Origin of the sequence: Streptomyces sp. NPDC127068 (genome assembly GCF_042724695.1) — a bacterium.
GTDB lineage: Bacteria > Actinomycetota > Actinomycetes > Streptomycetales > Streptomycetaceae > Streptomyces.
In genome coordinates this window covers 22,762-33,490 of the sequence record NZ_JBHXEN010000041.1, presented here as the reverse complement: position 1 = coordinate 33,490, position 10,729 = coordinate 22,762, and the positions used below count along the sequence as shown (strand labels likewise).

General features: G+C 72.2%; 10 protein-coding genes. 4 read left to right on the top strand and 6 right to left on the bottom strand.

The genetic code is table 11. The features are described from left to right. Positions 1-77: 77 nt before the first annotated feature. Complete coding sequence (locus ACFWIA_RS24380) at positions 78-2,369, bottom strand: chitinase C-terminal domain-containing protein (RefSeq protein ID WP_387008553.1); 2,292 nt, start codon at positions 2,367-2,369, stop codon at positions 78-80. A gap of 629 nt (positions 2,370-2,998) precedes the next feature. On the opposite strand from ACFWIA_RS24380, the gene ACFWIA_RS24375 reads away from it, so the two are divergent. Further along, positions 2,999-4,300, top strand: a complete 1,302-nt coding sequence (locus ACFWIA_RS24375; protein ID WP_387008479.1) for an MFS transporter — start codon at positions 2,999-3,001, stop codon at positions 4,298-4,300. Positions 4,301-4,355: 55 nt separating this feature from the next. Beyond that, a complete protein-coding gene (locus ACFWIA_RS24370) occupies positions 4,356-4,871 on the top strand; it encodes a GNAT family N-acetyltransferase (RefSeq protein WP_387008477.1) in 516 nt (171 codons plus the stop codon). A 57-nt stretch (positions 4,872-4,928) separates the two neighbouring features. On the opposite strand, the gene ACFWIA_RS24365 is transcribed toward ACFWIA_RS24370, so the two are convergent. Continuing rightward, positions 4,929-5,090, bottom strand: coding sequence for a hypothetical protein (locus tag ACFWIA_RS24365; RefSeq protein ID WP_387008475.1), 162 nt, complete (start codon positions 5,088-5,090; stop codon positions 4,929-4,931). A gap of 116 nt (positions 5,091-5,206) precedes the next feature. Beyond that, a complete protein-coding gene (locus tag ACFWIA_RS24360) occupies positions 5,207-5,752 on the bottom strand; it encodes a GNAT family N-acetyltransferase (RefSeq protein ID WP_387008473.1) in 546 nt (181 codons plus the stop codon). Positions 5,753-5,887: 135 nt separating this feature from the next. Here ACFWIA_RS24360 and ACFWIA_RS24355 point away from each other — a divergent pair, with 135 nt between their 5' ends. Beyond that, the gene (locus ACFWIA_RS24355; protein ID WP_387008471.1) at positions 5,888-7,465 is read left to right on the top strand and encodes a protein kinase; all 1,578 of its coding nucleotides are present in this window, start codon (positions 5,888-5,890) and stop codon (positions 7,463-7,465) included. Between the two features lie 42 nt (positions 7,466-7,507). Here the strand turns inward: ACFWIA_RS24355 and ACFWIA_RS24350 are convergent, their stop codons facing one another. Beyond that, positions 7,508-8,068, bottom strand: a complete 561-nt coding sequence (locus ACFWIA_RS24350; protein WP_387008469.1) for a MarR family winged helix-turn-helix transcriptional regulator — start codon at positions 8,066-8,068, stop codon at positions 7,508-7,510. A 133-nt stretch (positions 8,069-8,201) separates the two neighbouring features. Here ACFWIA_RS24350 and ACFWIA_RS24345 point away from each other — a divergent pair, with 133 nt between their 5' ends. Then, positions 8,202-8,927, top strand: coding sequence for an SDR family NAD(P)-dependent oxidoreductase (locus ACFWIA_RS24345; RefSeq protein WP_387008467.1), 726 nt, complete (start codon positions 8,202-8,204; stop codon positions 8,925-8,927). 11 nt (positions 8,928-8,938) lie between these two features. Here the strand turns inward: ACFWIA_RS24345 and ACFWIA_RS24340 are convergent, their stop codons facing one another. Together ACFWIA_RS24340 and ACFWIA_RS24335 are read right to left on the bottom strand one after the other, a co-directional pair. Beyond that, positions 8,939-9,436, bottom strand: a complete 498-nt coding sequence (locus ACFWIA_RS24340) for an FxLYD domain-containing protein (RefSeq protein WP_387008465.1) — start codon at positions 9,434-9,436, stop codon at positions 8,939-8,941. Positions 9,437-9,852: 416 nt separating this feature from the next. Next, entirely contained in the window at positions 9,853-10,650 is a 798-nt protein-coding gene (locus ACFWIA_RS24335; protein WP_387008551.1) for an SAM-dependent methyltransferase, read from the bottom strand. Between the last annotated feature and the right edge of the window lie 79 nt (positions 10,651-10,729).

The window sequence follows — 10,729 nt, the reverse complement described above, 5'->3', positions numbered from 1 at the left end:
CCACCCACAACCCCCGGCGCCCCGTTCGCACCCCCCCCCCCCGGGTCCGGTCAGCGAATGGTCAGTCGGAGGTCAGGTCAGCAGGGACCGAGGTCCTGCCAGACGCCCCACTCACCGGTGGTGCCGGGCTCGTCGCCCTTCGTCCACCACTTGGACTTCCACTGCTTGCCCTTGTGGCTCACCGTCTGGCCGCCGCCGTACTCGCCGCCGGCGCTCCACGGGGGAGCGGTGCAGGTGCCACCGGAGGTGGTGCCGGAGGTCGTGCCGGAGGTCGTGCCGGAGGTCGTGCCGGAGGTCGTGCCGGAGGTCGTGCCGGACGTGGTGCCGTTGGTGCCGCCGGACGTACCGCCACCGGGCTCGACCACGGTGGTGCCGCGGGCCAGCTCACCGGCGAGACCGTAGGTCTTGCCGGCGATGGTGACCGTCCAGTTGGACGGGGTGGAGACGGGCAGGTAGTACGTGAAGTCCATCTCCATCGAAGCTCCCGGCGCGATGGACTGCCAGGCCGGGATCTTCATGGAGACCCGGTGGAAGTCACCCTTGAGGCCACCGACGTTCGGACCCGTGTGGTCGCTGCGGATGATCGACGCGTTGAATCCGGACTGGTCCTTGGCGTTGTTCGGCGCCGAGGTCGCGTAGTCGAACTGGAACTCCGTGCCGCCCGGAAGGGTCGCCGCGGTGTTGTTGGTGATCTTCAGCTTGGGGGTGATGGGGTAGTTCTGGTCGCCGAGCTTGAACCCGCCGAAGTCCACGTCCACCTTGACGGCCTCGGTGGGCATCGCGATGTTCGACTTCTTGGCGCCGTAGGCCTTGGCGGCCTTGAACTTGTTGTAGAGCAGGGTGGTCAGCGTGCTGCCGGGCTCGTACTGGTTCTTGGTGGCGTTCCAGTCGTAGTCGCCGGCCAGCTCCCAGATCATCGTGCCGCCGAGGCCCTTGTCGACCACGTAGTCGGCCTTCGTTCCGATGGACTGCTCGTCCTCGGTGGAGATGAAGACCTTCTTCTCGGCGTTCCACAGCCACGGCGCGACGAGCGTCGAGTCGTACTTGCGGACGTACTGGCCCTGGAGCTTCGTGTCCGGCGCGAGCCCGAACTTGGGCAGGTAGTCGGGGACGATGCCCTTCTCCAGGTTCTTGGCGTGCCACATCGGGTTGAACCCGGCGGGGGACTCCTTGCCGTTGGTGTCCTTGTCGTGCCAGACGTTGTCGACGCCGACGGCGCCCTCACCGCACTTGGTCAGGCCGGAACCGGGCGGGCAGGAGGTGGCAGCCGCCTTGCCCCACAGTCCGTCGGTGCCGCCCTGCACGTTCTTCCAGCCGCGGGTGTAGTAGGGCAGACCGATGTTGATCCGGCCGGCCGGCATCGAGCCGCGGAAGTAGTGGTACGCCCAGTCGGTGTTGAGGTAGCCGATCCCGCCGTACTGGGCGGTGCCGTAGATGTTGGCGCCGGCGAGCTCGGAGTCCTTGCCGTCGTCGTACAGGGCGGCCTGGGGACCGACGTGCTCGTTCCAGGTGCCGTGCAGGTCGTACGACATGATGTTGAGGTAGTCCAGGTACTTCTGGACCTGGAAGGTCTCCATGCCGCGCAGCAGGTAACCGGAGGAGGGGGCCGCCACGGTCAGCAGGTAGTGCTTGCCGTCCGCCGCGCCCGCGCGGTCGAGCTTCTCGCGCAGGACCTTCATGAGGACGGCGTAGCCCTTCATGAGCCCGGCGCGCCGGGCGTTGGCCTCGGGCCAGTCGCTCGGGTTGCCCGCGTCCTTCATCGAGGTCGGGTACTCGTAGTCGATGTCGACGCCGTTGAACCCGTACTTCTTGATGAAGTCGACGGCCGAGTCGGCGAAGGTGTTGATCCCCGCCTCGTTGACCGAACCGTCGGCGTTGGTGGCCGTCTTGTAGAAGCCGCCCGTGTCGGTCCAACCACCGACGGAGATCAACGTCTTCACATCGGGGTGCAGCTTCTTGTACTTGCTCAGCAGGTTGAAGTGACCCTTGTAAGGCAGCGCCGGGTCCATCTCGGCACCGGCGACGCCCGGCCAGGTCATCCCCGTGTTGGCGTTCTCCGGCCCGTCGGCGCCCACGCTGATCTTGTTGGCGGAATCGATGCTCGCGAAGGCGTAGTTGATGTGGGTGATCTTGTCCCACGGAATCTGGTTGGCGAGGAAGGCGGGCCTGCCGTCCTTGCCGGTACGCCAGTTGGCGAAGTAGCCGATGATGCGGCGCTGGTGGTCCGCGCCCATCTTCTCGCGGCCCTCGGTGTCGTACACCGAGCAGTAGGGGACGTCTACGCCGGGCGTCGAGTAAAGCCCCTCGGGGCGACAGTTCTCCTGGGAGGCGGCCTGCGAGACACCGGAAGTGAGGGTTCCGGCCAGCATGGCGCCGATCGCGACCGCACCGGCGGCGAACAACGCCGGTTTGGCCCGCTTGGAAGACAGCACGTTCAGATCCTCCTGGTGGGGGTCCGCGACGACAGGAGTCGCGGTCGTGCGCAAGACGCGTCTGGGGTTGACGCGTTGGCCCCGTGACTGGATGTCAGGGAGCCGTAGAGAAACGGAGGGAGTGCGTCGATGGAAGCTGGGGTGACGCAGTGGCCAGACCTTAAGAGGACTAGACCAGGGGGGTCAATAGGTCTGGACCTTTACGATGGTTTTGCTCAGAGCACGTACCGGCCGGACGTCCGAAGGGACCGGCCCCGAACCCACGGCACCGCACTCCCCTCTCGTCACGACACGGGACGGTTTGACCCCGGCGACGATAGCCCGACCGGGGGGAAACCGGGACCCACCTGAGAGAAGTCTCATCGCCGTGCCCGCCCACCCGGTGGCGGGGGCCGAACGACCGGCGCCGCCGGACCGCCCGGGCCACCCGAGGACGTGCAAGTCCGCAGCCCGGGACGCCATTGGCGCCTCGGGCCGACGCGCACTAGGTTGCCTCTTCGGGCCCGGCGAGGGCAAGCCTCCCGTTCACCCGTCGTTACGGTGCCGCCGTCGGTGCAGGGAGACCCGTGAAGCTCAGCACCACACTGCTCGACGTGACCCCGTTGCGGAGCAACGCGCCGTTCCGACGGCTGTGGATCGGGCGCACGCTCTCCGGGCTGGGCGGCCAGATGAGCCTGGTCGCCGTGATGTTCCAGGTGTGGCAGGAGACGCAGAGCCCCGTCTGGTCGGGAGCGGTCGGCCTGGCCCAAGCGCTCCCCCTCGTCGCCCTCGGGCTCTTCGCCGGGGCGGTCGTGGACCGCGTGGACCGCCGGAGGTTCTCCCTCCTCATGACCGCGGGGCAAGTGGTGTGCTCGCTGCTGCTCGCCCTCCAGGGGTTCCTCGCCCCCCTGCCGCCCGCCGGGCTGCTCGTGCTCGTCGCGGTCCAGTCCTGCTTCGTGGCCGGCAACGGCCCGGCGACCCGTTCCTTCCTCCCCCTGTTGCTGCCCCCGCACCAACTGGCCGCGGGGCTCGCACTGAGCCGCATCGCCTTCCAGGGAGCCCTGCTGCTGGGCCCCGCGCTGGGCGGAGTGGTCGCGGGGACGCTCGGAGTCGGCGCCTGCTACGCGATCGACGCACTGACCTTCACGGCCGCGCTCTACGCCGTGTTCCGGCTGCCCCGGATGGAGCCGGGTGGCGCGGGGGCCCGCCCCGGGGTGCGCGGCGTGCTGGACGGGTTGGCCTTCCTCGCCCGGACGCCCGTGATCCGCGGCGCCCTGCTCACCGACCTCGCCGCCACCCTGCTGGCGATGCCCGTCAGCCTCTTCCCGCTGGCCAACGCGGAACACTTCGGCGGCGATCCGAGCACCCTCGGGCTGTTCCTCACCGCCGTGGCCGTCGGCGGGGTCGCCGCCTCCCTGCTGTCCGGCACCTTCACCCGGCTCCCCCGGCCCGGTGTCGTCATGCTGGTCTCGTCCGCCGTCTGGGGGGTGTCGCTCGCGCTGTTCGGGGCGGCATCCGACCCTTGGGCCGGGCTGGCCTTCCTCGCCCTGGCCGGAGCAGCCGACACGGTGTCCGTGGTGGCCCGCGGGACGGTCGTCCAGTCGCACACCCCGACGGAGTTGCTCGGCCGGGTCGCCGCGGCCGAGCAGATCGTCGGCCAGGCAGGACCCGACCTCGGCAATCTACGCGCCGGGCTCGTCGCCGATGCCACCTCGGGAGCGACGGCCCTGGTCAGCGGCGGTCTGCTCTGTCTCGGTGCGGTCGTCGCGGTGGGTGTCACCACACCGGAGCTGCGCGGGCCCCAGCGGGTGCGGCCCCGTCCGGCGGCGGCCCCCGGCGGTTCTCCGGCTCCCCCCGCGGCGAAGGAGGCACCGACCCCGCTGGAGTGAGACCATGCGCTCGAACCCCACCCGTACGCCCCGAGTGAGAGTGGACCGCACCCCCATGAACGCACCCTCCGCCTGGACCACCCGCGTCGAGACCGACGCGGACGTCACCACCGTTCGGGGGATCAACCTCGCGGCCTTCGAGACCCCGGCGGAAGCGGACCTCGTGGACGCGCTGCGGCTCGACCCGGCATGGATCGACGGACTGTCGCTGGTGGCGGTCGACGCCGGCGGCGATCCGGTCGGGTACGCCCTGCTGACCCGCTGCCACATCGGGGCGGTGCCCGCCCTGTGCCTGGCCCCGGTGGCGGTACGCCCCTCCCACCAACGGACCGGGGCCGGTTCCGCCGTGGTCCGCGCCGCACTGGCCGCAGCGGCGCGGCGGGGCGAGCACTTCGTCGTGGTCCTCGGGCATGCCGAGTACTACCCGAGGTTCGGCTTCGCTCGTGCCTCGGCCCACGGGATCGGCGTCCCGCTCGACTTCCCCGAGGACGCCCTGATGGCGCTCGCCCTCGATCCGGAACACCCGTTGCCCGACGGGACGGTACGGTACGCGGCGCCCTTCGGGATCTAGGGACGGGCAGCCCCGCAGGCACCGTTCGAAGGGACGCCCCGGTGCCGTGCCGCGCCGCTACCGGGTCCGTCCCGCCCGTCCGGACGCCCGTGCCGCCAGGCCGAAGACCAGTCCGCCGCCCAGTGCCCAGAAGAAGTGGAGTGCGGCGAAGACGAGCGCCCAGGCGCACGCGAGGCGTCCCCACGTCCCGGCCCTCGTCCTGCCCAGCCGTTGATGCATGTGGGGGAGCATGCCGTCGCCGTGTCATGCTCCGCCGGCCGTGCGCGGGATTCAGCCCGAGCGCCGGTCGGTCCTCGTACGCGCTCGGACCGGGGCCGGGGCCCGCGTGCACGCCCTCACGCGGACGGCCCGGCGCCGACCGAACGGCGCAACACGGCGCGCGGCCAGCGGTCCAGGCCGTGCGCGGCCTCCCGTTCCCTGACCTCCCGCAATCCCGGGGTCAGTTCGTTCTCGTCGAGGACGCGGAAGCCGATCCGGACGTAGTAGGGCGCGTTCCAAGGGACCTCGGTGAAGGTGGTCAGGGTCAACGCCCGGGCACCGACGGCATCGGCACGGGCCGCCGCGTGTTCCAGCAGCATCCGGCCGACGCCCCGGCGTGCCGCCTCCGGGTGGACGGACACCTGCTCGATGTGGAGGGCGTCGTCGACCGGCTCGGCGAGGAGGTAGGCGACGACGGTCCCCGTTTCGCGGGAGACCGCGACCCAGCAGGTGCCCAGGGCGGCGAAGCGGGTGAGCTCCGCCAGCGGCGGCGGCTCGTCCTCGGCGATCTCGGGCATCCCGATGTCCGCGAAGGCGCGACCGGCGGCCCGCTCGACCTCCTGGAGACGGGGCAGTTCCTCGGTGCGGACCGGTCGGACGGCGAAGGCGGCGCGTGGGGACATGGCCTGATCATCCGGGGTGCGGGGCGGGCGGGCGGGCTCGGGGTCCCGTCGCGCACGGCGTCCCGCGCCGGTTAGCGGAGCGCCCGCGGCCCCTCTACCCTGGCCCAGGGACATCAGCGGCGCGGAGGGGGAACGTTGGGCGCGCCCGGCGACATCATCGACGGACGGTTCGAGCTGCTCGAACGGTTGGGCAGCGGGGGCATGGGCACCGTGTGGCGGGCCCGGGACACGGTGCTCGGCCGTGAAGTGGCGCTCAAGGAGATGAGGGCGTCCCGTCCGGGGCTCTCCGACCGGGACCGCGAAGTGCTGCGCGAGCGCGCCTTGCGGGAAGGCCGTGCCTTGGGACGCATCCGCCACCCCCATGTGGTGACGATCCACCAGGTCGTGCAGTTGCCTCCGGACCCCGACACGGGCGAGGTGCCGCAGCCCTGGCTGGTGATGGAACTGCTGCCCGGCCGCACCCTGGACGACCTGGCGGCCGAGGCGCCGCTCGACCCGGTGGAGACCGCCCGGCTCGGCCGCCAGGTACTGTCCGCGCTGCGCGCCGCGCACGCGGCCGGGGTCCATCACCGGGACGTCAAGCCGGCCAACATCATGCTGCGCGAGGACGGTTCGGCGGTCCTCACCGACTTCGGCATCGCCACGCTGCGGGACGCGGGGACGCTGACCGTCACCGGACAGCTGATCGGCTCGCCCGAGTACATGGCCCCGGAGCGGGTCCGGGGCTCCGACGACGACCCCGCCTCCGACCTGTGGTCCCTGGGCCTGGTCCTGTACGCGGCCGTGCAAGGGGTGAGCCCGCTGCGCCGGACCACGACCTTCGGGACGTTGACCGCCGTCCTGGAGGACGCGGTGCCGCCGGCGACACGGTCCGGTCCGCTGGCCCCGGTGTTGTCCGCACTGTTGGTGCGCGAGCCCCGCGAGCGGCCCGATCCCGCCCAGCTGGACGCACTGCTCGCCGCGGTGGAGAACGGCCGGACCCCGCGGTGGGCACGGGCCACGGTGACGGCACCCGATCCCTCCGCGGCGGGTCAGGGTGGTGCGGAGGCGCGCGCCGGGGCGCGACCGACGGCAACGGCCCGGTCCCGCGCGATGCTCGTGGTGGCAGTGGTCGCCGTCGTCGTGGCGGTGGTCACGACCACCGCACTGCTCCTGGCCCTCAGCGAGGGCGGCGGTGACGGGCCGCAAGCGACCGGGGACCCCGCCCACCCGGGCGTCGACGTCGCGGCCCCGTCCGCGCCCGCCGGTTCCGGCGAACCGTCCCGGCACCCCTCCCGGTCCCCTTCGGGGTCGCCCTCGGCCGGGGCTTCCGCGTCGGGCGTCCCGGGGCGGACCGACCCGTCCCGCAGCGTGGCCGCCCCTCCGGACGCCGGGCCGGCCGGCACTTGGATCGCCCAGCTCGCATCCGTCGAGAGGTCACGCGGCACCACGGCCCGCGAGCAGCAGGCGGCGGCGCTGCGGGCCCGGGGGCTGTCCGGTGTCCGGGTGCTGTCCAGCGACCGGTTCGCCGCTCTGCGCCCGGGGTACTGGGTGTTCTACGTGCCGGACTTCGCGACCGGGCGGGAGGCGGTGGAGTACTGCCGGAGCAAGGGGCTGGTGACCCGGGACTCCTGCGTCGGACGGTACATCAGCAACCGCTCCGCGGACTTCGTCCTCCAGTGCTATCCGACGGCGCGGGGCGTGCAGCCCGGCAGCCGTTGCACCCGCGACTGACCGGACCGCAGGAACCACCCGACGGGCGGGCCGGGCTGTGGGTCAGTCCAGTCCGACCTGGCTGATCCGGTCGTCGCCGAGGTCCCGCTGCACCGTGCGGAGCAGGGCGCCGAGCAGCTCCGCCAGTTGCTCCTGCTGGGCCGTGGTGAGGCCGCTGACGAGCTCCGCCTCGCGGTGCAGCACATGGCCGACGGTCGCTTCGACGACCCGGTGACCGGCCTCGGTCAGGGTGACGTCGACGGTCCGGGGCCGGCCGGCAGCGGACTGCCGGGTGACCAGTCCCCCGCGTTCCGCGCGGGCCACCCGCTGGGAGACCGCTCCGGCGGTGACCAGGCAGCGGCGGGCCAGTTCCCGGGTGCTCAGGGTGTAGGGCGGGCCGCCCCGGCGCAGGACGCTGAGCAGGTCGAGCGTGGCGGCGTCCACCTCGGCGCGGGCGAGGATCCGTCTGCGGTCGTCCCCGAACAGCTTGGCGAGCTGCCACACCGGGGTGACGATCCCGATCGGTGCGACCGGCACGCCGGGCAGTTCGCGGGCCCAGGCGGCGGAGATCTCCTCGACGGTGGCGGCGCCCCGGCCCCGCTCCGCGGTCCCGTTCGGGTTCACGTCCCGGTCCGCATGGTCTCCGGACCCGTGCGCGTCCCGTTCGGCTCCCGTGCCCTCGCTTGCCACAGCACCCCTCCCCCGTCTTATATTTAGACCTGAATTTAGACCTGAACGAACAGTGGAGGGACAGCATATGGCACGCACCGTCCTGGTCACCGGCGGTGGCACGGGCATCGGACGAGCGATCGCCCGGCAGTTCGCGGCCCTGGGGGACGACGTGGTCGTGACCGGTCGCCGCGAGGGGCCGATCCGTGCACTGGCCGAGGAGACCGGGGCACGGGCCCTGGTCTGCGACCACACCGACCCCGCCGCGGTGGAGCACCTGGTGAGCCTGCTCCCCGGTGCCGGCACCCTTGACGTACTGGTCAACAACGCGGGAGGCAACACCGACTTCGACGCGGACGGTGCCGGCGGGCTCGCCGCGTACGCCCGTGACTTCCGGGCCAACCTGGACGCCAACCTCGTCAGCGCCGCGCTGACCACGAAGGCCCTGGACGACCGGCTCGCCGGAGGCGGCAGCGTCATCCAGATCGGGTCGATCGCCGCGGGTCAGGGCGCCGGCTCCTACGGGGCGGCCAAGGCCGGACTCATCGCCTGGAACCTCGACCTGGCGAAGGGCCTGGGCCGGCGGGGGGTCACCGCCAACGTCGTCGCACCGGGGTACGTCGCCACCACCGAGTTCTTCCGCGACCGCCTCACCGGGGAACGTCAGGACGCCCTGGTGGCCGCGACGTCCACCGGTCGGGCGGGGACGCCGGACGACATCGCCGGCGCGGTGCTCTTCCTCGCCTCGCCCGCCGCGCGGCACGTCACCGGGCAGGTGCTCCGGGTGAACGGGGGTGCGTACACCCCGCTGTGAGCCGCGGTCGGTCAGTAGCGCAGGGCCTTGTCGACCTCGGTGCGGATGGTTCCGGACAGCTGGTGGGTGCTCCGCGCGACGGCCTCCTTGGTCCCTGCGGCGGGCACGTCGGACACGGTCACGGCGACGGTGTCGACGAGGTTCCCGTCGGAGTCCCGGAACGTGACCTGGACGACGAAGGACTTGGCGCTGTCGGCGGTGTTGCGGGCGGCGACCTGGACCGTGGTGCGGCCGTCCCCGTCGGTGGCCTGGCCGGAGAGCCTCACCTCGTCCCGGGCGTCGACGCCGTCGGTGACCTCGTTGATCTTCCGTTCGGCCGCCGCGGACGCGGAGGCCGCCGCTTCGGCGGCCCGGGAGGCGAGGCCGGCGCCCGCCGAGGCCGCGGCGGAGGCCGCCTTCGAGACCGTGCCCGACGGCGAACCCCCGTCCTCGGAGCAGCCGGTGCCGGTGGCGGCGAGCCCCGCCACCAGAACGACGCTCACCACGCCCCGTCCGAAGTGCCCGTTCACCTGCCGCCTCCCGTGCCGTGATCGCTCCCCGCCCCCGGCCAGTCAAGGAGCCGTCGGGGCGATCCGCACCTCCGGGCCCGCCGAACGGGTGGGCCAAGGTGCGCGTCGCGCGGTGCGTTCGGCCGATCGGCCCGCTCGGACGGGGCCTCCACCAGCGGACGGGTCATGCCCGTGGGGTCCGCGGCCTCGACGGCGATGCCGGGCACGATCAGGAGTCGTGCGGCACCTGTGGCTTCGATCTCGGTCGCCGAAATCGTCCACCACCTGCCGCAGTGCCTGGTGCTGGAGCCGGGCGACCTGGTCAACGGGTGCAGGTCTCGGGGATCGGGCGACAGCGGAACGAGTGCCGCCCGGTCTGAGGGACCGTCCTGTGCGCGGTCCGAGCACGGCCCGTGCTCGGACCTCCGCGGGGAGCGTCAGGGCTTGCGGCCGACGCCGCCGTAGGCGTCGACCCGCTGCACTGCGGCGCCTGCCGTTTCCGGGCGCCACTCGGTCACGGGGACGATCCCGGGCTCCAGCAGCTCCAGTCCGTCGAAGAAGCCCGTGATCTCGTCCACGGCGCGCACGTGGTAGGGCACGGCACCGCTGGAGTTGTACGCGTCGGAGGCGGCGATCATGCCCTCGCTGGTGGCGGTGCTGTCGCTGATGACGAGGTAGCTGCCCGACGGCAGACCCTCCATCAGGGTGGCGACCAGGGAACGGGCCTGCGCGTGGTCGGCGACGTGACCGAGGGTGTTGAGGATCATCAGCGCGACGGGCTTGCTGAGGTCCAGCGTCTCCTCGGCGGCCTTCAACACGGCGGCCGGCTTGTAGAGGTCGGCGTCGAGGTAGTCGGTGCGGCCCTCTTCGGTGCTGGTCAGGAGCGCACGGGCGTGGGTGAGCACCAGGGGGTCGTTGTCGACGTAGACGATCCGCGCGTCGGGAGCGACGCGCTGGGCCACCTCGTGGGTGTTGTCGGCGGTCGGCAGGCCCGTGCCGACGTCGAGGAACTGGCGCACGCCCTGTTCCCCGGCGAGGTGGTGCACGGTGCGCCCGAGGAACTGGCGGCTGCTGCGCGCCACATCGACGAGACCGGGGAAGATGTCCTTGATCTGGTCGCCGATTTCGCGATCGACCTCGTAGTTGTCCTTGCCGCCCACGAAGTAGTTCCAGAAGCGCGCCGAGTGCGGCTTGGTGGTGTCGATCCGCGCGCGTATCTCCGCTGCCGCGCGCATCGAGTCACGGTCGGACACGAGGGTGCCTCCTCAAGGAACATGGGCCGGACGGCTCGCCGGTTCCCGCGCCGCCGCGCCG

Coding starts and splice junctions, on each gene's coding strand:
- ACFWIA_RS24345 (WP_387008467.1), top strand. CDS start 8,202: ATGGCACGCACCGTCCTGGTCACCGGCGGTGGCACGGGCATCGGACGA.
- ACFWIA_RS24360 (WP_387008473.1), bottom strand. CDS start 5,752: ATGTCCCCACGCGCCGCCTTCGCCGTCCGACCGGTCCGCACCGAGGAA.
- ACFWIA_RS24380 (WP_387008553.1), bottom strand. CDS start 2,369: ATGCTGGCCGGAACCCTCACTTCCGGTGTCTCGCAGGCCGCCTCCCAG.
- ACFWIA_RS24335 (WP_387008551.1), bottom strand. CDS start 10,650: ATGCGCGCGGCAGCGGAGATACGCGCGCGGATCGACACCACCAAGCCG.
- ACFWIA_RS24370 (WP_387008477.1), top strand. CDS start 4,356: ATGAACGCACCCTCCGCCTGGACCACCCGCGTCGAGACCGACGCGGAC.
- ACFWIA_RS24365 (WP_387008475.1), bottom strand. CDS start 5,090: ATGCATCAACGGCTGGGCAGGACGAGGGCCGGGACGTGGGGACGCCTC.